This window comes from Microbulbifer mixtoriginis (SeqCode), assembly GCF_052467705.1.
The window spans coordinates 1,831,302-1,851,886 of the sequence record NZ_CP174322.1; the positions used below are offsets into that span (position 1 = coordinate 1,831,302).

Below are 20,585 nucleotides of genomic sequence, written 5' to 3' on the forward strand. Positions count from 1 at the left end.
AATACTTCTTTAAGAGTTGAGTGGATACATCCATGTATCCTTCCAGATAAAATATTGTTATTCCAAACATCGCTTAATGGCGCTTCAGTCCCTGATTATGACGGAATACAAGCGGATTCTATCTTCATAGCATCCATAGTAACTCAGATTTACTGGGGTCTTTGACATAAAAGCAGACAATAAAAAAGAGACTTTGGTGTCATAGATTTGAGATTCATCATTCACTAGTACAAATGTCCTAGTGTCAGAGCATGCCACTTCAGCACTGGTATTTTCAAATCCTTTTAATCGAACGTCTACTCCTTGGCTGTGAACTTTGAGATAGTCAATGCGCGCCTGTTCAGTCCAGGCGGCACTTGCTGAAAGTGATTGAAATAGAGCGATACCCAGAACGATTGATACAACTGTTTTCATCCGTTACTCCCTGGCATGTGTATCGCCAACAAAAGGGGTTGGCAAATTCCTAGACATAACCAGTGAAATAATAGCAAAAACAGGGCGGCTTATTGCGTTGTGCTATCCGGTAGGTTTTTACGTCGCCAGGGCTATTTTGATGAAGTATATGCCCTGGCGTAGATTTATGAGCAGCTGGATATTACGTGCTTATTCTTCGTAAATGATTCTCTCGGTTTCCTTGATGTGAAGCCGACGACGCTCTTGTTTTTCTCCTCGTATTCTGACTCGTTCACCAGATCTCATGCCCTTTTTTTTGATCTCCTTGGCATCTATAAAATAATACTGCCCTGTGTTTTCATCTTTGATGGAAAAGCGATGATCAATTTTTCCTGTCTTAAAATTTTCTGAAACCTCTTCTTCCAGTACTCCCGTTATAGTTTCCTGACCAGAGGCGGTGGGAATGAACAGTAAGGTCGAAATTATTGTGAGTAAGTATCTCATTGCTATTTCTCTCTTTAATTTGTATAGCTTACTGAAATGGTGGCAGTATTCATTTCATCACTTCTGGATTTAAACTCTATGGTGACTCCAGCAGCCGAATCTGTGAAGCTGCTGCCGGGCTCTTCAAGAGTGGCCACTTGGTTGGCGGTGTCATCTTTCAGATAATGTACAGTTACGGCCTTATCTTGCTGTGAACGAGGGTTTAGGATGGGGTGGGAAATATGATATTCCACGAAATAGTGATTTTCTCGATTGCTGCTACCGTTACTCTCCACCTTTATAATCTGTGGCATTGTTTTATTTAATTCGCCGGCGGTAAGTTCGATAGCCTGAATTTGAACCTCTGAAGCATTCCCCATACTTTTAGAAACAGATTTGGAATAGCCAGGGAAGCTGTTGTACCAACCCATAAAGTCCCTATGAGCGCTGCCAAATAAGCGTGACTGCCAGCTATTGCCCATGAAGGCTGCGGCAGCGCCATATTCACTTTCCCCTCGGTCGCTGGTATCCCCATCGTTGTTGTTATCATTGCCTGCATGGCCTAAACCAATGTTATGACCCAGTTCATGCCCCATAATTAGTTGATCGCTATCTGCAGTAACGATACTCCAGCGGCCATTGACCGCCGCGACCCCTGTACCAACTAACCCGGCATTGTAAGCGGCGGTTGGGAATATAAATACTCGATGGCGCCATGCGTTGAGGTCTACTGGGCGATTATTGGCATCGACAAAATTGCTTTCTACCCAGCGGCTTGCGTTATCTCTCCAAGTATAACCTCCATCGGAATATTGCCCATCCTGAGAGCTTGTGGCACGGTTCTGAGCATTTTGAACACTTAAAATCCCTCCGTTTTGATTGTCGGGGATGCTGTATATAAAGCAGTCAATAGAGCTTTCTTCTTTATTGTCCTCACCATAGCAATATTGTGCTAGAGAATTATTGCTGCTGAGATGGCGCTGGAACTTTAGCTGACCCAGTGAGTTTTCTTTGTAAGTGTTATCGAGGGAGTCGGTAGCGTTGAATGTCATATCCGCAAGCTGGGAGATGCTGACATCATCCGTTACGGCGGCATCGGAAAAATTCACCAATATAAAAACGATACTATTTTGGGTGGCTTCAATCGTTTGGATCGCAAAAGTTATGTTTAGCTGATCTCCGTTACTGAGAGAAAAAACGATAGTATCTTCTACCGAGGCGCCGCTGTTTAAATCGTTGGCATTGTTGTTCAGTTGGTATTCCCAATTGCCGCTGTCATATAGTTTGAAGTCACCATACTTTCCGGCATAAGTCCCAGACTGAAAGGTGGGGCTGGTACTATCGGTATCCTCTAATTGCAGTGTACCCTGTGCATATTCACTAGTTCCTACCACTAATGTACTTAGCGGAATGCTAGGATTGAATCTGTAGTCGCCAGTATCGGTGTTGCCCCCATCATTATCATTGTTGTTATCGGCATCTGTGCCGGTGTTAGATCCGCCATTTGTTTCATTATTAGGCTTATTATTATCAGAATTATTACTGCCTCCAGAGCCTCCACTACAAGCGGCCAGAATTACGGTTAATGTGAGAGCGCTAAACGTTTTAAGTGGACCAGGCATTGTTCCCCCAATTTATCTCTATAAGGTCATAGCCGGTGTTTAATGAGTTAAAAGATGGACTCCTATCAACTGGTACGGTTCCACCAATTGTGATTTAAAGAGTATTTTTTATTGATTTCGTCGCGGGAAGCTAAAAATTTTCACTTCTTATGTGCCTATTTTGTGGTTTGGTGAGCACAGGAGGGTTCCTAGAGGAACACTTCTGATGGCCTGAAGAGAGAGACTTTTTGCACTGGGTGACAGAGCGTTTAGATATAGAGCGTTATGGCCCACAGATCACTTTGGTTGCTGTTCAGAATTGATGATGGTGGCCTCATTACTGATCTGTGAATTGGCCAGCTTTATTCGTCACTCGCTAGCCATTACTAGCCGCTATCCACCATTTATCCCAACCATCTACGGCCTGTCCATTATGGAGACCACTCATCACTTGGGCTGGAGACAACTACTCGTGTTGCTAAATTACTTCTAACAAGTTGGAGGTGATGATGAAAAGGAATACTTTTTGGCTGCTGTTGATGTTGTCTTTGGTGGGTGAGCTCAATGCTCAGTCACTTACTCAGCAGTGGGAGTTGGCAATGGCTGTTAGCGCTAAGAATCAATCGAAAAGTGCCATCTTCGATTCTGGGTCAGGTTATGAGCGCCAAGCTAAATTACAAGGTGCGCTGCAGGTATCGGACTGGGAAGGACAGGTTTCCATGCTGCATGAAGCAGGTAGTGGCGCTGGTGAGGAATCAGAACTTGTTGTGGAAGAGTTATTTTGGCAGGGGGATAGGTTCGGGTGGGACCTGCTTGCAGGTAAGCGTCGCCTGGATTTTGGTGTTAGCTACGCTCACAGACCTTTGGATCTATTCCTGCCTATGGAGCGCAACCCGGTATCTCTGCGGGCTGATGAGGGCGTTGCCGTCGTATCAGCCAGCCGCTTCACAGAAAGTGGAGAGCTGAGCCTGATGTTGGTAGATGCTAATGCTAGTCAACTGATTAATGAAGAGCTTCCGAGAGGTTTGGCTGCACGTTGGTACCAGCTGAAAGGTGTGAGTGAATGGCAACTACTCGGTTATCTGGATGATCAGCGTGGCTTGAATATCGGCGCCAGCTGGGTTACGACCTGTGGGGAGTCATGGGAATTACATAGCGAAGGCCGTTACCAACAGCGTTATCGTCAATGGCTAAAGCCCGGTTCTCCAGGAGCTGGCACTTTACCCCGAGAGGGAGAACAGAGCGATGGCTGGCAGGCTCTGTTGGGCATGACCTGGACCCATAACGCAGGGCATACAATCATCGCTGAATACTGGTTTGATAGCAGGGCGTGGCATACTCGCGATTGGCAAAGGCTTGCAGACAATGCCAACTGGTATCGTGAACAGGGGGAAGTGTGGGATGCTACCAGATATGCTTCTGCTGCAGCTTTTTTAAGCGAAGCACGCAATCGACATAACCTGATGATGCACTGGAGCTTATCTAATCACAATTACAATCCCAAATTGGATATTTTATATTCCCCTGGCGATAGAGGCATGGTTTTGACTGCTGGTATTAACCATGAAATGAAGGGCGATTGGACTCTTGGCGCATCAATAAGGTATTTTGGCGGCGCTAAAAAATCGTATTTTACACAATTGCCTAATGAAACCCTTGTTACTTTGACTGCGAACATGAAGATATAAAAGGAATCATGGTGAAGTTACTCAGTGAATATTTACGTATATTGATTCTTTGTATTGTTGTGGCCCTAATCACTAAACAAGTGTGGGGAGGGAGTTACTCTCTCAATTTTGGTATATCCCTAACCTATGGCTTTGTTGCTTTTTCTACGCGCAAGCTTATGCTCCACCTAAAGCCCAATTGGCCACATGTACTCAAGTATGCAGTAACCATTTCGGCAACGACGGTGCTGGGTTCTATTAATGTTTGGTGGTGGGTCTCTGGCTTTGGAGTTTTTCCTGCGGTTAATGCCCTGATTTACTCACTAATTCTGGCAATCTTTTTGACGACTTTACTCTACCAGTTTTATCTTAATCGTGAACAGTCCCACAAGCTGGAGACTGAGCGCAAGGAAGCAGAGTTACTACAGGCCCAGCAACAAAAAACTCTGGTGCAAAGCCAGCTGAAAGTATTACAAAGTCAAATAGAACCTCACTTTCTGTTTAATACACTGGCCAATCTTAAGATGCTGATTAGGCACGACCCACAGAAGGCAGAGCTATTACTGGACAATTTTAGCGATCTCTTGCGCTTTAGTTTGAATAAATCGCGTTCTGACTATGTGTCCCTGAAAGATGAACTTCGCAGTCTTGAAAGCTATTTGGCTATTCAGCAAATCCGACTGGGTGAGCGCTTGCAGTATAGGGTCGAACTGGCAGAAACCGTTAACCCTTCAACGGAAGTTCCGCCCCTATTAATACAGCCATTGGTGGAAAATGCCATTTTCCATGGTATTGAACCTTCACAGAAAGGAGGGTTGGTCTGTCTCAGGGTGGCTACGAAAGCTAGTCAGTGGATCATAGAAGTGGAGGACAGTGGAATTGGTTTGCAGGCTGCAACCAATAAGTCAAAGTCAAACAAGCACAATGGTTTGGCTTTAAATAATATCAAGGAGCGTCTTGCCACTCTATACCAGGAAAAAGGCAAGCTGCAGATAAGTAGCAATCAACTGGGCGGGGTTACCGCTAGATTGGAGTTTCCATGCGCGCAATAATTGCCGATGATGAACCCTTGTTGCGTCATCATCTGGATAAAATGTTGGCTGATGTTTTTCCGGAACTTGTGGTAGTTGGTAAAGCAGCTGATGGTCAGGAGGCATTAACTCTTTGCCAGAAAGAACAGCCTGATGTCATTTTTCTCGATATCCGTATGCCGGGTTTGGACGGTATTGCGGTTGCTTCCGCGCTTAACAAGCTGGAAACCAAACCCGTAGTGGTCTTTATTACTGCCTATGATGAATATGCAGTAAATGCTTTTGAGCAGGAAGCCGTAGATTATTTGTTGAAGCCCATTGATGATGAGCGTCTTCAGTTAGCTTGCGAACGTATCAAGAAGCGTCTGGAAAGTAGAGCGGAAGAGCAGGCGCAAGTGAGTCCGAATATTGCGGCTTTATTGCAGCAACTCAATGTCGGTAAGCCGGAATATCTACGCTGGATCAGGGCTAGTAAGGGAGAGGATGTACACCTAATCTCCTGTGATGAAATTTCGGCTTTTGTCGCTGAGGACAAGTACACCACTGTTTACTCAGACCAGGGCCAGCATATTATACGCACACCGCTTAAGGAATTGATGATGCAGTTGGAGCCTGATCTTTTTTGGCAGATACACCGATCAACGATTGTTTGTATTAAGCGAATCGATAAGATTAACCGAGGGCTGACGGGCTCAGCTACGGTAATTATGGATGATGGGCAAAAGTTTTCTGTGAGCCGTAGGGCCGCAGCAATGTTTAAATCTATGTGAATGTATTTTTTGTTTGTTACATAGAGAGAATAAATTTAAGGTGGTAAGGCGGATTAATTATAACCGGTTCACAGTAAGCGCCGGTTCTTTATTGTCCTAACTAAGAATGACATGGAGTCAGGATGCAAGATTATTACTCTTCCACAGAATTAAGAGATTTTGCCAGTGCTTTATTCCAGCGTGTGGGGCTCGCTAAGGACAGGGCCGACATAATCGCTAATGTATTCTTGCAGGCAGACTTGCTCGGTTTTACCACCCATGGCTTGCACCGGGTTGTGAGCAATTTAGAGTGGTTACAAAGTGGTGAGTCCAAGCTTAGTGGTGAACCCAAAGTGTTGTCCGATAGGGGTAACTGTTTTAACTGGGATGCACAATTTTTACCTGGTCCCTGGGTGCTTAGCAAAGCCATTGAACAGGCGTTATCACGAGTATCTGAACAGGGTGTCGTTACCGCTATTATTCGCCGCAGCCAGCATATTGCCTGCCTAGCTGCCTATTTACCTCAGGTAATCGAAGCGGGTTATGTGGCGATCCTAACCTGTTCAACTCCGGGAGAAAATACTGTATCGCCTCAAGGGGGAATTGATCCATTGTTCTCTGCGAATCCCCTGGCATTTGCGGCTCCGGCCGGAGATTACCCTCTGTTGTTTGATGTGAGTATGTCTATCACAGCTGGTGCCCATGTGTCACGCGCAAAGCGAGAGGGTAGGAAAATGCCTTCAGCTTGCCTTAAAGATCATAATGGCAAGATTTCCGATGATCCCTCGGCGTTCAAAAATGGTGGCAGTATTTTACCGATTGGTGGTGCTGATCACGGTTACAAGGGGGCGGCACTAAGTGCGATGTTGGAGGTGTTGTCGATGGCACTTGGAGGCTATGGCCGTGACGATGATTCAGCCAAACACGATAAAGAGGCCAACTCGGTTTTCTTACAGATAATTGATCCCCAGGCTTTTGGGGCAAAAGCAGACTTTCTTCGTCAAACCATTGCTTTAAGTAACCTCTGGGAGCAAAACCGCAGTGATAGTGATGAGCCAGTAAGAGTGCCCGGCCAGCGTGCTTGGGCGAATCGAACACGGCAATTGCGTGATGGGGTAGAGTTATATCCCTCTATTATCAAGGATCTTCAGCCCTGGGCTGAAAAATTACAAGTCCCCCTTCCCTCTGTATTAACTAAGAGCTAATTTTTACAGACAAATTCATTCTCTTAGAGTGATCACTTTAGTTACAGCAAAAGCATCAGCTCAACACTACATTAAAGGCGAACCCCTTGGTGCGCCTGATAGTGTGTCGGTGGGGACGTTAAGAGGATGTAATAAAAAAGAGTGGCTCAAGGGCTGATATTTGTAAGGATGTTATGAGTGAGCATGGAAAGTTGATGGTGAACATCTTGCATAATCACCCTAGTGGGTCTTATACATAAAATGCTGAACCACCTAAGTTGGTACATATTGCGGGCTTATCTTCTACTTTCTAAAATTGTTGTTGAGCTGCTAAGAGGTTGTTTGCCTGATTCTTTGATTTATAGGGTCTTTGCATGAGGAATGTGTTGATTTTGGCTGTAGCTCTGTTGATTTTTCAAAAGTGGGATAAGATAGCGCTGTATTTTAATCCGCTTCCGGATTACGCCTCTCTGCGGCCGGGTGAGGTTATTCTCTACGCTACCGAATGGTGTGGCTATTGCCAGAAATCACGTGAATTGATGAGAGAGCACAATATACCATTTTATGAGTATGATATTGAGAAGTCCCAGCAGGGCAGGTCTCAGTATAATCGCCTAGGTGGCAAAGGTGTTCCTGTCTTGCTTATTAATGGAGAGGTAATTCATGGATATAATGCTAAAAAAATATTAAGTGCTTATTCAAAAACTCAGAGCACAAGCTTTTTGTGATTAAGGTTGAGAATGATAATAAAAAAATCGTTTCGTACAATAGCCCTTGCAATTACTATGGCTGTGGTATGTAGCTGTTTAGGATTCAGCTCTATAGCAGTTGCAAATACTATTAGCACCAAGCTGGAAAAGAAGGGAAATGGTAACTGGTTTGTTACCTTTGTGTCAGAAAAGCCAATAAAGAAGCTCGCCTTTAAAAGCTCTCCGGATAACTCAAGAAGCAAGCGTTGGATTCCTACTTCTAACGGGTATCAGTTTGAGTTTGTTGATGAGGAAGAGAGTTTAGTGCGTGAGGACGGCAGTGCCTTTACAGAAGCTACTTTTCATCTTACCCCAACTTATACGGCCCTCCCCAAGGAATATGCCCCTTTCTCCCCGTTTTCGGATGGAAGTTATTTATTGCATACGGGGAGATTTTTTTCCTGCGCAGATTCTTGCGAACCTAGCCTAAAGAAGTGGTATTTGACGATTGTTGCTCCCGAGTCTGACAATATTATCCTGCATGGCAGGATCTATCAGGGAAGTATTGAGTGGGCGGCTTTCGATGAAGGCAGCAAGGTCTATATTGGTCATGGAGAACCGATACAGAGTGATCACTTTGTAAGTGTGATCGATGAACTTCTACCAGAGAAGCTGCAACATCAGATGAGCACTCAGTTGCCTGAGTTGATGGATTTCTTTGCTGATAAAATGGGCACACTTGGCTATAGGCCCGCGTTGTTTGCTTCTTTTAGTTCTACAGACGATGGTCGACATGGTCATCAAGGTGGAACTCTGCCAGGCCAGATATTTATGCATTGGTATGGTAAGAAGTCTGTTGTTGAGGCAATTGATGTCGATGAATTGTTTTGGCTTTTTTCCCATGAAGTTGCCCATTTATATCAGAGAGAGGGCGCAGATGTTATAGATACAGCTGACTCCTGGCTTCATGAGGGAGCGGCTGATTATTTTGCCGGTTTGGCGTTCGAGAGTATCCTTTCTAAGGGTTATCTGTCACAGAAGATAAAGCAAGCAGAGCAGAAATGCCTTGCCAGCCTGGGGGAAAATCCGGTTTATCTGGATGCGTCACGTAAGAATCCACGCATTCACTATAATTGCGGTCTTCTGATTATAAATGCGATAGATACATACCTGAAAGAGCAGGGCTCTATTTCCATTTATGAATTATGGAATCTCTATTCTTCTAAGATTTCAACTGAATCACCGGCCGGGGCGGCTCAATTTCTGTTTGCAGCCAAGCCTTATCTACCGTCAGCAATGGTTAAAAATTTAGAAAAATTAAACACCCCTGGCTTCTCTGCTTTAAAATTTATTAGCAAGTTGGTAGCTGACAGTACCTAATAATCAATTTTTCAATACTAAGGTTTTCTTACAGATGGGTGAGTTTGGGCTTACCCTCTAAATATGTTGGACCTAATTTTTATATATGTGTTCGAGCTGATTTGAGAGGTCGCTTAGGGACAATATCAATTAACTGGTTCTGCTGTACCACCTACTAGGAAGTAACTTGCCAAAATAGTTTACGCCTCGCCATTTACCACTTATCTGTGGCTTCTAACTCCATTCAGCCCAAAGATTCCCCGTTTATCTCTCTCCTTCCCCTTTTGTCGCACGATCAAGACCCCCTCCATAACCAGCGCTAATCTGCTCCCAACCTAAACGCAAGGAGAGAAATCATGAAGAAGATTATTGCAGCGGCACTGATTCAACTGGGTATGTCTACTTCCGCTTTTGCCGCAGTGGATGCGCAGTTAGAAGGGCTATATAACAAGGCGGCGCAGCAGGGTGGGGATGCCATTGAAGTTTCTTACGAGGCTTTCAAAGTTGCCCAGCAGCAAGATCCCACAGACCCTGCAGCCCTATTCTACCTGGGTGCCAGTGAGACTCTGATGGCCAAGGAGAGTTGGTTGCCTTGGAAGAAGGTGAGCTATGCAGAAAATGGGATCGCCCGTATGGACAAAGCCCTATTGATGTTGGAGGAGCTTGAAAATCCTGGCCGCTCGGCTAGGGGGGTGCCCCGGGATTTGCTTTTTAAAGGGATTGCGGCCACCACTTTTACCAAGGTACCTGCTTTTTTCAATGCTTTTGATCGAGGATTTGAGCTCTATGGGGAGCTGATGAATGATCCGCGTCTGTCGCACATGCCGGTACAGGCAGTGAGTTGGATCTACTGTGGTGCCCTGGAGGCTGCGGATTTGGGTGAAAAGTCAGATCAGAAAAGTGAGTGGCAGGCAAAGGTCAATACAAGAGGGGCTCAGGCACTTTGTAAGCTGGATACTGAGTAGTAATTGGGATTGGAGAAAGACCGATGTTGCAGCTGACACATATAGAAAAGACCTATACAACAGGTGAAATAAAGCACCAGGCTTTGCGAGATGTCAACTTGGCCATTCGCCCCGGTACTATGGTGGCCCTCTGTGGGCCCTCAGGCTCCGGTAAAAGTACCATGCTAAATATCTGTGGCTTACTGGACCAAGATTATTCCGGTGTGGTGCATTTTGCCGGTGAATTAATGACCAGGGACTACCAGCAGGCAATGAAGATACGTCGCACTCAGATGGGGTTTATTTTTCAGAAATTTAATTTGGTTCCGGTGATGAGTGCCTTTGAAAATGTCGCCTACCCATTACAGCTCAATGGTGTGGATTCTGCAGAGGTTAAACAGCGGGTAATGCAGATGTTGGATTATGTGGGTTTGGCCGAGTTTGCCCGATATCGCCCCGACCGCCTCTCCGGCGGCCAACAACAACGGGTGGCGATAGCTCGAGCACTGGTGCACAAGCCCAAATTGGTGATAGCTGATGAGCCCACCGCTAGCTTGGATAGTGTAACGGCTCAGCAGATTATTGAATTAATGAAATACCTTGGCAGGGAACAGAAAACGGCCTTTATTGTGGCCAGCCACGATGATCGTATGACTCAGCACTGTGACAGAGTGATCAATTTACAAGACGGTGTGATTTTGCAGGAGGAAGCCCCATGCGTCGCTTAAAACTGGCAGTTTTGAATTTATTACGCAACCGCCGCCGCAGTCTTTTGACCGTCGCAATTGTCGCTATTGTGGTGATGGCTCTGATGACTTCAGGGGGCTTTGGTCTATACACTTATAAATCCCTGAAAGAAGGCGCGGCGCGCAGTCAGGGGCATCTGGTGTTTACCCAGCCGGGATATTTCAATAGCGATGAAGAGTATCCATTACAAAATGGCTTGGAAAATGCCGACGAATTGAGAAAGCGCTTATTGACCGATAGCCAGGTTAAGGCGGTACAACCACGTATCTATTTGAATGGCTTGATCTCCAATGGCGATAAGTCGACCATATTTTTGGGGCAGGGGATTTTGCCGAGCGAGTTTCGGGTAAAAGGGCCTTTCTTAAATATGACCGAAGGTGGCATTCTGAGTAAGAATGAAGATCCTACCGATCCGCAGATTATGCTGGCCAAGGATCTGGCCAGAAATCTGAATGTAAAAACCGGGGACTATATCACCCTGATGTCTACGACTGTAGATGGGGCGCTTAACGCACTGGATTTTAAAGTACAGGGTGTTTTTGGAACTGGTGTTCCTGACATGGATAAGCGTCAGGTGTATCTCTCGATAAATTCTGCTCAGTTTATTCTCGATAGTGAAAAAGTCAGCACCATGCACCTGTACGGCTATGAGCTGGAAGACACCGAAGTATTAAAGGCGCGTCTGGCTGAGCAGGCTCCCGAGTTGGAAATTACCACCTGGGAGGATCGCGCCTTCTTTTACCAAGGGGTGAAAAGTCTTTACGACCGAATTTTTGGTCTGATGGGCGTGATCATGGCAATGGTGATTTTTGTTTCTCTCTTCAACACCTTGGCGATGTCGGTTACAGAAAGAACCCGTGAGATCGGCACTCTTTCCGCATTGGGTACGTCCCGCGCCGAATTACTGCTGGGCTTTGTGTTGGAGGCATTGGTGTTGTCCCTGGTAGGAGCGATCGTGGGCATCTTGCTGGCAGCTGCGGTGAGTATGGGTTTGATGGTGTTTGAAGTCACCATGCCGCCCCCTCCCGGTAAAACCGAGAGCTATCCCCTGGTGGTGTATTTCTCAATGAATCTTGCTTGGATGATCTCGTTAGCAGTAGCGGCAATCTGTGTTCTGTCTTCCTTTATGGCAGCGCGCAAAGGTGTAAACAAACCGATAACAGAGGCATTGGTACATGTATAAGTTAGCGAAACTAAAAACTGCTTGGAAAGTTTTGGGCAGCGCTCTGGTAATAGCAATGGCTCCAATGGCATTGGCCAATTCACTAAATACCAATAGCGGGGCCAGCAACGAGATTATCTACACCACGCAGCAAGTGGATGGCATGCTTGCCAAAGCCGATTTTTACCGTCTGCAAGAAAATTCCGCGCGAGTAGTCACTGAGGTGCAGGTCTACAAAAATGGCGAGCTGGACAGTATGGGTAATTACCATGTGTACACCCGCCCACAGCGCAAATCTCTGGTGGTATTCAAAGGCAAGGGAGAGGAGGGCACCAAAATGTTAATGCTGCAGGATAACTATTGGATGCTGATGCCGCGCAGCCGCCGCCCTATACGGATTACACCCATGCAAAAATTGTTGGGGGGGGCATCGGTGGGGGATGTGGCCACACTTACCTGGAGTGAGGATTATCAGGGCGTTTATGCCGGGCAGGAGACATTACAGGATCAGCTGGTAAACCGTTTGAGCCTTACCGCTAAAACCAAAGGGGCCAGTTATCAGCGTATTAACTTGTGGGTGGATAGCAAAAGTAATTTTCCGGTAAAAGCCGAGCTTTACCTGAAATCCGGCAAGTTGGCTAAGATTGCGCACTTTACCTCAGGGCAAAGAGAGGGGCGGCAGGTAGTGGCGGAAATGCGGCTGCAGGATACGATCAATACTGGCACCGAGACGCGGGTTATTTATGAGAGTGTCCAGGCCCATGATTTGCCGGAAAAGTATTACAACCCGGCTTACCTAAGTCGCCAGTCAACTGCTGAGCTTTAACGAACTTTGTAGCCGCTATTAAGCGGCTGCAATAGCTTTCTGGTTAATGATTTCCTGGGGTGACTCCAATTCCTGGGAAAAAATGGCCTCAATAGCCTCAGCCTCGCGCAGGCGTTTAAGTTTCTCAAAAAATACCTGGGCCTCTGGAAACGCGAGCTTGAGATAGGCCAGCCACTGTTTGATCCGGTTGCCCAGATACTTGGCCGGGTAGACTTCCCGGGTAATTTGATAGTAACCCCAGAGTAACTCGACAATCTGCGGCCATGCCATCGGCTGATATTCTACTCCGGCGCAGAAGGCCTTGATTTGCAGCCCCAAATCAGGCCTTGCCAACAGGCTGCGGCCAAACATAAAGGCTTGGCAACCGGTTTGCTCGTGGCAGCGCTGAAATTCCGCCAGTGTCCAGATATCGCCATTGGCGACTACTGGAATCTGTAGTTTTTCCCGAATCTCACCGATATATTCCCAGTAGGCCGGAGGCTTGTAGCCATCGACTTTAGAGCGAGCGTGAACCGCCAACTCATTGGCTCCACCGGCGGCTGCGGCCAGGGCATTATCCATATAGGTAGAGCGGTCGTTGAACCCCAGGCGGATTTTCGCGGTGACAGGGATGTGATCCGGTACGGCCCGGCGCACAGCGCCGACAATCGCCTCTACCCGATGTGGGCTTTGCAGTAGGCAGGCGCCCCCATCGCTGTTATTGACCGACTTGGCTGGGCAACCAAAATTCAGATCGATCGCTTTTGCCCCCACTGCAACCGCTTTGGCGGCATTGATGCCCATGGCCTCAGGATTGCCGCCCAGTAGTTGCAAGCGTACCGGGACATCATTGGCCGTTTTGGCGCCCTCCAAGAGCTCCGGACACAGACGAGTAAAAACCCTGCGGGGTAGGCGGGTATCTGTAACACGCACAAATTCGGTTACACAGATATCGACTCCGCCAATCGTTGAAAGCAGTCTGCGCACATGGTGGTCGATAACACCTTCCATGGGGGCCTGGTAAATCTTCGGCTGCAGGGAAATTGTCTTATCGGTCATAAAGTTGGAAATAGGAAAAATTGGTGTGATGGTTGGCGCATATTCTATCAGCAAGTGATCGCTATTCCGTAACAATGATCATTCGGCTGGTAGTTTTAATAGGAGATTTGAACTCAAATTCGAGTGTGTTTGCACCAATAAGGGGCGCAATGAACCATGCGCCATCGTTGCCACTGAAACCATTAAGTGTTTGATTTTAAAAGCAACTTGTATTGATAATAGAAAATTGACTGCACTTCCATGCTGCAGAAAAACCCTCTGGCAGTAGATAGTATGGTTACTTGTCGGGGTGGAACCGCCAACTAGGTTGTATTTGCCCAGCTTGAAGACTAGATTGCCGGGCGTAAATGGGTTGCCAGCCAGGCAGGTTACCAATTAGATCACTGCGCTCAGTCGCAGAATTTTGGGGATTGCAGTTGGGGTGGCTTGGTGTTGGTCAAGCTGGGAATTGTGCGGAAGTTTAGCGTTGCTGTTTGGCAGTTTTTATAGGCGCCCAAGCATAGTGGCTGCTTAACAATAAACGGCCACAGGCCGAAGAATAATCGCCCGGATATTAACCTTTTATTATCCGAAGGCTTAGGGGGATACAGAGTGCAAGATACGCTACTTCAACAGGGGTTGGACATTACCCTGTTCGGTATGGGAATTGTTTTTACCTTCCTGCTGTTACTGGTGATAGGCACCGGTATCATGTCCCGAATTATTACTCGCCACTTTCCCGAAGCGGAGCCAGTCGCCACTCCGCCCGCTAGCGGTAACGATGACAATGCCCGCTTGCACGCCATTATCAAGGCGGCCATCGAACAACATCGAAAAAAACGTTAATCGCCAAATTTCGCTTCATTACAACATCCAATAATTTCTGCCGAGAGAGATAACCCATGACTGAGGTTAAAAAGCCATTGGGGATTACCGATGTAGTCCTGCGTGACGCCCACCAGTCACTATTCGCCACCCGCCTGCGACTGGACGATATGCTGCCGATTGCTGAAAAGCTCGATCAAGTCGGCTTTTGGTCGCTGGAATCTTGGGGGGGCGCCACCTTCGATGCCTGTATTCGCTATCTCGGCGAAGACCCCTGGGAGCGGATTCGCGAATTAAAAAAAGCCATGCCCAACACCCCGCAGCAAATGTTGTTCCGTGGGCAAAATATTCTGGGATATCGCCACTACGCCGATGATGTCGTGGAAAAATTTGTTGAGCGTGCTGCGGTCAACGGGGTGGATGTCTTCCGCGTATTCGATGCCATGAACGATATGCGCAACCTGAAGACGGCCCTGGCCGCGGTAAAAAAACAAGATAAGCACTCTCAGGGCACTATCTCTTATACCGTGAGCCCGGTACATACCATGGACTTGTGGGTAGAGCTGGGGCGCCAGATTGAGGATATGGGGGCGGACTCCATTGCCATTAAGGATATGGCCGGCCTATTGCGCCCCTACGAAGGCTACGAGTTGGTAAAGCGCCTTAAAACGGCGGTGGATATTCCCATCCATCTGCATTGCCATGCGACTACGGGTCTTTCTATTGCCACCGCGCTCAAATGTATCGAGGCGGGCGTCGACAATGTGGATGCCGCCATCAGCTCCATGTCCATGACCTATGGCCACAGCCCCACGGAAACACTGGTTGCCATGCTTGAAGGTACCGAGCGGGATACCGGTCTGGATATTAATCTGCTCGAAGAAATTGCTGCATATTTCCGCGAGGTGCGTAAAAAGTACGCGAAATTTGAAGGTTCCCTTAAAGGCGTGGACTCGCGTATTTTGGTGGCCCAAGTGCCCGGTGGCATGTTGACCAATATGGAAAACCAGCTGCGCGAGCAGGGCGCCGGTGAGCGACTGGATGAGGTACTCGAAGAGATTCCCCGCGTACGCCAGGATCTTGGTTATATCCCCCTGGTAACGCCCACCTCACAAATTGTAGGCACCCAGGCAGTATTAAATGTGCTGACCGGTGAGCGCTATAAATCTGTCTCTAAAGAAACGGCAGCCGTTTTGAAAGGGGAGTATGGCGCGACCCCTGCCGAAGTGAATCAGGAGTTGCAGGTGAAGGTATTGGAAGGCGCAGCGCCAGTGACCTGTCGCCCTGCGGATTTGATCGCTCCAGAGTTGGACAGGCTTACCTTGGAGTTACAGGAAAAAGCCGGGGCCGAGGACATTGCCCTGACCAATGGCGAAGGTGAGATTGACGATGTGCTCACCTATTCACTCTTCCCACAAATCGGCCTCAAGTTCCTGAAAAATCGCGGCAACGCCGATGCCTTTGAGCCAGTGCCTACTGGCAATGAAAACGCCGCAGTGAAAAATGACAACGGGGAAGAGGTGTATACGGTCACTGTGGAAGGCCAGAGCTACACCGTGACAGTGGCCGATGGTGGCGATCTGACCAATATTGCCCCGGTAGGTGCGGCCGCCCCTGCAGCCAGTCCAGCCAGCTCGGTTCCAGCCACTGGTGGTGAGCCGGTCAATGCGCCCCTAGCGGGCAATATCTTTAAGGTGATGGTGATGCCTGGTGACAAGGTCAGCGAGGGCCAGGCCATTATTGTGCTCGAAGCCATGAAGATGGAAACCGTAGTGAGTGCGCCGCGCAGTGGCAATGTTGCCAGCGTAGCGGTAAAAGAGGGCGATTCCGTGGCGGTGGGTGATGCCCTGCTGTCTATCGCATAGATTGGGGTAGGAGTCGCAAGTGGATAATTTACTCACGCTTTGGCAGTCCTCAGGCATCGCACAAATGATGCCGGGGCAGCTGGTCATGATCTTTGTTGGATTGGGGCTGCTGTTTCTGGCTATTCGCAAAAACTTTGAGCCACTGTTGCTGGTGCCAATTGGCTTCGGCGGTATCCTGGCCAATATTCCCGGAGCAGATCTGGCACTCTCTGCAGCAGAGACCGCATTGGCCCAGGGAAATGCAGCAGTTCTTGCCCAAATGGCCCAGATCTTGGGGTTGGATACTGTTGCCAGTCTCGAGGATTTAAAAGCTGCCCTGGGTGCTGCCCCGGCTGCGGTGCAGCTACAGGCCGCAGAGTTTGCCAGCGATGCTGGTTTCAGCAGCGGCATGCTGTATAACTTTTATTCTGTAGCTATTGCTTCGGGTGTAGCGCCGTTGGTGATTTTTATGGGAGTGGGGGCCATGACCGATTTTGGCCCGCTGCTCGCTAACCCGCGTACCCTGTTCCTGGGTGCGGCGGCACAGTTCGGTATCTTTGCCACTGTACTGGGTGCTGTCGGGCTCTCAGTTGCGGGGATTATGGACTTCTCCATCGCCGATGCCGCGGCCATTGGTATTATCGGCGGTGCAGATGGCCCTACAGCAATCTACGTTTCCAGCATTTTGGCCCCTGATTTGCTGGGTGCGATTGCGGTAGCAGCCTATTCCTATATGGCATTGGTGCCCATGATTCAGCCACCGATTATGCGTGCACTCACTACAGAGCAGGAGCGCAAAATCGAGATGGTGCAGCTGCGTCATGTAAGCAAGCGCGAGAAAATTACCTTCCCGCTGTTGCTGCTGATTCTGGTTGCCCTGTTCCTTCCCGCTGCAGCTCCGCTGTTGGGAATGTTCTGTTTCGGTAATCTGATGCGTGAGTGTGGTGTGGTGTCTCGCCTTTCGGATACTGCTCAGAATGCGTTGATCAATATCACCACGATTTTCCTAGGTCTCTCGGTCGGTTCGAAACTGGCTGCAGATAAATTCCTTGACCCCAAAACTCTGGGAATCCTCGCCCTGGGTATCGTGGCCTTTGCCATCGGTACTGCCGCAGGGGTATTGATGGCGAAACTGCTCAATGTATTCAGTAAGCACAAGGTAAACCCACTGATCGGTTCTGCCGGTGTATCTGCCGTGCCCATGGCTGCACGGGTATCCAATAAAGTGGGGCTCGAATCCAATCCGCACAACTTCCTGCTGATGCACGCTATGGGCCCGAATGTGGCTGGGGTTATTGGCTCTGCGGTTGCTGCGGGAGTCATGATCAGCATGGTACGCAGTTTAACCGGCAGCTGACTTGGCCCACAAAGCCATTCCTGATAAGGCGAACTTCGGTTCGCCTTTTTCTTTGATAAAATTTAAAGTGGAATATGGCTGTATTTGCAAGGTATTTGTCAGGAATATCTATTTACCTGTTTAATTTTCGATAGATAGGCAAACAAAATACGGCTCTCTAGCTCCCTGAATGCTTTTAAATGGCTTCTTACTACATATTCTCTCAAGAGCTGCGTGGGTAGTATTAATGGGTGCTCGACACGATTCATTTTGAGTTAAGGTTTTTTGCGCTATATTCCTTCCCGAATTTTGGCTTGTAATAAGAAATTTTACTGGAAGTAAGACCATGCGTAGTTTGCCGCTTTTAATTTCCCTTGCTCTATTCTCCTCTCCTGTACTGGCCCACGACAATCATCGCACCGCTGAAGATCTGCACGAGATTAAAAGAGAGATGGTAAAACTTCGCAAAGAAGTACATGCCCTGAAGGATGAAAATCAAGAGGCGGATGAAATGCGCAAACTCAAGAAAGAGGTTGTCAGGTTGCGCAAAGATATTCGCTCCATGCAGGATCTGATTGTGGACCTACAGGCCCTGGTAGAAGGTCAATCTAACAATGCCCAACCAGATGTCGTTCTCCATCCAGTAAAGGAACGCCCCAGATGGGCCTGCTATATGAAAGATATGCGGGCTGGCGGTATGCACTCCAAAGGCTTTTCTGAGGTAGAGGCCAAAGGCAAACTACTGGAAACCTGTTCTACACGAGGCGGTGTTTGTTTTGAAAATAGAATTACCTGTTCAGCTGAGTAATACTAGGTTCACTAGAACTTAAGAAGCTCGGGGAGAGATCTGGGCCATTTCAAAGGAAGCTTTACAGGCCAATGAAGTATACGTCGTTTTAAGGCCAAATTTCAGTGTAGGGTGGTGGCTATATATTTCTCTGTTTTAGGGTTAAAGGCTTTTTCGACCGCTAATAATGCTTACGTTAACTTATAAAGCAAGGCTGTAGTGCTTGATTAAATCAGGAGCGTGAGCTTTGATTTTATTGAATTCTTGGTTTATGTTTTTGGCTTAAAATTATAATTTTTTTGCGCCTGGTAAATTGGATAAATGATTTTTAGATACACCAGACTCTAGGTCTGGTGTATCTAAAATGTTAACTTTCAAATGTCTTATTGCCCCTCAACTGTAATCAACAACGTACCTGTAAAAGGCCCATCTTGTTGTCTCATATCCCATTCTGAGAATGGGATATCAATATCAAATCGTGCATTGTCATTAAAGCAATTACTTGCCTGTATTCCCTGCCCGGGCAGAGGTATACCAGCCATTACCTGTTGTGCTGGCCCACCAGTACTGTTGGCATAGGCTACATTGTACGAAATTGGTCCTGTGCCATTACTACTTTGTAAGAGAAAGGTTGGGTCTGAGCCCACATTAGCAAATGTGATGCTAAAACTACCAAAGCCACTTGCTGCAACACAGAAGGTATCTGATCCCATTGCATCGGTTCCGGGCGCTGGATCTGCAATAGTGACTGGATCTACATTCTCTATGATAATAAAATTAGAAAATGTCAAGGTGATCATGCTTGTTTCGCTATCCGTGGCTTGAGATAGCGCAGCGTTGGCTGCTCCCATAGCTAAGCAGGCTGTAGCAATGGAGAGGAACATTTTTGAACATTTGGTTTTCATATGTATCTTCCTTTGAAAAATTAGTGAAAATTGCGTTAAGCAATACCGGAAAAAGTTAACTGGGGATTAAATTTATTCGGCTACAACAGTTATTTGTAACATTCCTGTAAATGGGCTATCTGCATCTCTGCCATCCCATTGGGAGAAAGGGATTTCAATATCAAACTTTGCATTGTTGAAGCTAATGTCTGGGCAAGAAGTTGCTTGGATCATATTTCCCCCAATGGGTGCGTTGGGAGTGACAGGAACCCCTGGGCCTGGAGATGTGTCGTTTTTAAAAAACACTTCGTAATTAATTGGCGCGGTTCCAGCTACGGAGGGCATTAGTTGAAAGTCTCCTGTCGCGCTAGCAGGATTGGTGAAAGTAATGCTAAAGAAATTAAAGCCGACTCCGGCCACACAGAATGTGTCTTCAGCGAGAATGGGTTGAGGTGTGCCACTTGGTGGGGCCACTAAATCTAGATTGTCTACAAAAGCAATATCAATATTTTCTGTAAAAGTCAGCGTTATCATGCTGGTTTCGGAGTCTGTGGCTTGTGATAGTGCAAATGTCGGGGATATAAATGCGATGCCTGCAGCAACAATAGGGATCAGTGACTTAAGGGCAGTATTTTTCATGTTTAACTTCCATGTTAAAACAATAACGCCTATATGAAAGGTGCCAAAGCTAACTCTATGAGAGCAGTGAGTCAGTTGTTTTGGTTATAGAAATGATAGCTGTGAAAATATAAGCTGTGGTTTTATCTTTGTTTTTGGTCGTATTTTGGGAAAGGTTTACCATTGGGTGGGAGTTATTTCTTATTTCTTATTTCTTTTTGTATATTTTAATTTTCCATATTGAATGCGCTTTTCTTTTTCTCCGATTTTTACCTAGGGGGAGTGATTGCGTCTGTCCCTCTAAGGAGAGATTTCAGTAGGCATGTGAGAGGTTTTAATGCATGATTTTGAGGTGAAATCTATGTAATAAAAATTTATTGTCCGCTATTTGAAAATGATGGGGCCCTTGCTGATTGCCTAAGATTTAATGAACGCTAAA

20 protein-coding genes are annotated in these 20,585 nt (G+C 47.1%); 14 read left to right on the forward strand and 6 right to left on the reverse strand.

Features of this window, described 5'->3' with window-relative positions; all coding sequences use genetic code 11:
* Nucleotides 1-84 precede the first annotated feature (84 nt).
* From ACJJIB_RS08085 to ACJJIB_RS08095, 3 genes are all read right to left on the reverse strand, one after another.
* On the reverse strand, nt 85-414 hold the full coding sequence (locus ACJJIB_RS08085) for a hypothetical protein (RefSeq protein WP_444885543.1): 330 nt from the start codon (nt 412-414) through the stop codon (nt 85-87).
* Nucleotides 415-603: 189 nt separating this feature from the next.
* Nucleotides 604-897: a hypothetical protein gene (locus ACJJIB_RS08090; protein ID WP_444888500.1), complete on the reverse strand. Its 294-nt coding sequence runs from the start codon at nt 895-897 to the stop codon at nt 604-606.
* Between the two features lie 14 nt (nt 898-911).
* The gene (locus tag ACJJIB_RS08095) at nt 912-2,498 is read right to left on the reverse strand and encodes a VCBS domain-containing protein (protein ID WP_444888501.1); all 1,587 of its coding nucleotides are present in this window, start codon (nt 2,496-2,498) and stop codon (nt 912-914) included.
* A 488-nt stretch (nt 2,499-2,986) separates the two neighbouring features.
* Between ACJJIB_RS08095 and ACJJIB_RS08100 the strand changes: the two genes are divergently transcribed.
* The 10 genes from ACJJIB_RS08100 to ACJJIB_RS08145 all read left to right on the forward strand — a co-directional run bounded on the left by ACJJIB_RS08100 (nt 2,987) and on the right by ACJJIB_RS08145 (nt 12,835).
* Nucleotides 2,987-4,165, forward strand: a complete 1,179-nt coding sequence (locus tag ACJJIB_RS08100; protein WP_444888502.1) for a TonB-dependent receptor — start codon at nt 2,987-2,989, stop codon at nt 4,163-4,165.
* 8 nt (nt 4,166-4,173) lie between these two features.
* Entirely contained in the window at nt 4,174-5,196 is a 1,023-nt protein-coding gene (locus tag ACJJIB_RS08105) for a sensor histidine kinase (protein WP_444888503.1), read from the forward strand.
* Nucleotides 5,184-5,945 carry a LytR/AlgR family response regulator transcription factor gene (locus tag ACJJIB_RS08110; protein WP_444888504.1) on the forward strand — a complete coding sequence of 254 codons (762 nt, stop codon included), beginning with the start codon at nt 5,184-5,186 and terminating at the stop codon, nt 5,943-5,945. The genes ACJJIB_RS08105 and ACJJIB_RS08110 overlap by 13 nt, the downstream gene beginning before the upstream one ends.
* Before the next feature lie 122 nt (nt 5,946-6,067).
* Nucleotides 6,068-7,129, forward strand: coding sequence for an Ldh family oxidoreductase (locus ACJJIB_RS08115; protein WP_444888505.1), 1,062 nt, complete (start codon nt 6,068-6,070; stop codon nt 7,127-7,129).
* 353 nt (nt 7,130-7,482) lie between these two features.
* Nucleotides 7,483-7,836 (forward strand): glutaredoxin family protein, encoded by a 354-nt coding sequence (locus ACJJIB_RS08120; protein ID WP_444888506.1) that lies wholly within the window; start codon nt 7,483-7,485, stop codon nt 7,834-7,836.
* Between the two features lie 12 nt (nt 7,837-7,848).
* Nucleotides 7,849-9,177, forward strand: coding sequence for a gluzincin family metallopeptidase (locus ACJJIB_RS08125; protein ID WP_444888507.1), 1,329 nt, complete (start codon nt 7,849-7,851; stop codon nt 9,175-9,177).
* 335 nt (nt 9,178-9,512) lie between these two features.
* On the forward strand, nt 9,513-10,121 hold the full coding sequence (locus tag ACJJIB_RS08130) for a hypothetical protein (protein WP_444888508.1): 609 nt from the start codon (nt 9,513-9,515) through the stop codon (nt 10,119-10,121).
* A gap of 23 nt (nt 10,122-10,144) precedes the next feature.
* A complete protein-coding gene (locus ACJJIB_RS08135) occupies nt 10,145-10,828 on the forward strand; it encodes an ABC transporter ATP-binding protein (RefSeq protein WP_444888509.1) in 684 nt (227 codons plus the stop codon).
* Nucleotides 10,816-12,030, forward strand: coding sequence for an ABC transporter permease (locus ACJJIB_RS08140; RefSeq protein WP_444888510.1), 1,215 nt, complete (start codon nt 10,816-10,818; stop codon nt 12,028-12,030). Before ACJJIB_RS08135 ends, ACJJIB_RS08140 begins: the two co-directional genes overlap by 13 nt.
* Nucleotides 12,023-12,835 carry an outer membrane lipoprotein-sorting protein gene (locus ACJJIB_RS08145; protein WP_444888511.1) on the forward strand — a complete coding sequence of 271 codons (813 nt, stop codon included), beginning with the start codon at nt 12,023-12,025 and terminating at the stop codon, nt 12,833-12,835. The genes ACJJIB_RS08140 and ACJJIB_RS08145 overlap by 8 nt, the downstream gene beginning before the upstream one ends.
* A gap of 18 nt (nt 12,836-12,853) precedes the next feature.
* Here the strand turns inward: ACJJIB_RS08145 and ACJJIB_RS08150 are convergent, their stop codons facing one another.
* The gene (locus ACJJIB_RS08150; RefSeq protein WP_444888919.1) at nt 12,854-13,873 is read right to left on the reverse strand and encodes a tRNA dihydrouridine synthase; all 1,020 of its coding nucleotides are present in this window, start codon (nt 13,871-13,873) and stop codon (nt 12,854-12,856) included.
* 591 nt (nt 13,874-14,464) lie between these two features.
* On the opposite strand from ACJJIB_RS08150, the gene ACJJIB_RS08155 reads away from it, so the two are divergent.
* The 4 genes from ACJJIB_RS08155 to ACJJIB_RS08170 all read left to right on the forward strand — a co-directional run bounded on the left by ACJJIB_RS08155 (nt 14,465) and on the right by ACJJIB_RS08170 (nt 18,665).
* Nucleotides 14,465-14,698, forward strand: coding sequence for an OadG family protein (locus ACJJIB_RS08155; RefSeq protein WP_252085251.1), 234 nt, complete (start codon nt 14,465-14,467; stop codon nt 14,696-14,698).
* Nucleotides 14,699-14,754: 56 nt separating this feature from the next.
* Nucleotides 14,755-16,542 (forward strand): sodium-extruding oxaloacetate decarboxylase subunit alpha, encoded by a 1,788-nt coding sequence (oadA, locus tag ACJJIB_RS08160; protein WP_444888512.1) that lies wholly within the window; start codon nt 14,755-14,757, stop codon nt 16,540-16,542.
* 19 nt (nt 16,543-16,561) lie between these two features.
* Nucleotides 16,562-17,878, forward strand: coding sequence for a sodium ion-translocating decarboxylase subunit beta (locus ACJJIB_RS08165; protein ID WP_444888513.1), 1,317 nt, complete (start codon nt 16,562-16,564; stop codon nt 17,876-17,878).
* A 325-nt stretch (nt 17,879-18,203) separates the two neighbouring features.
* Nucleotides 18,204-18,665: a THO complex subunit 7 family protein gene (locus ACJJIB_RS08170; protein WP_444888514.1), complete on the forward strand. Its 462-nt coding sequence runs from the start codon at nt 18,204-18,206 to the stop codon at nt 18,663-18,665.
* Nucleotides 18,666-19,027: 362 nt separating this feature from the next.
* On the opposite strand, the gene ACJJIB_RS08175 is transcribed toward ACJJIB_RS08170, so the two are convergent.
* Nucleotides 19,028-19,549, reverse strand: coding sequence for a hypothetical protein (locus ACJJIB_RS08175; RefSeq protein ID WP_444888515.1), 522 nt, complete (start codon nt 19,547-19,549; stop codon nt 19,028-19,030).
* Nucleotides 19,550-19,621: 72 nt separating this feature from the next.
* Nucleotides 19,622-20,167, reverse strand: a complete 546-nt coding sequence (locus ACJJIB_RS08180; RefSeq protein WP_444888516.1) for a hypothetical protein — start codon at nt 20,165-20,167, stop codon at nt 19,622-19,624.
* Nucleotides 20,168-20,585: the final 418 nt, after the last annotated feature.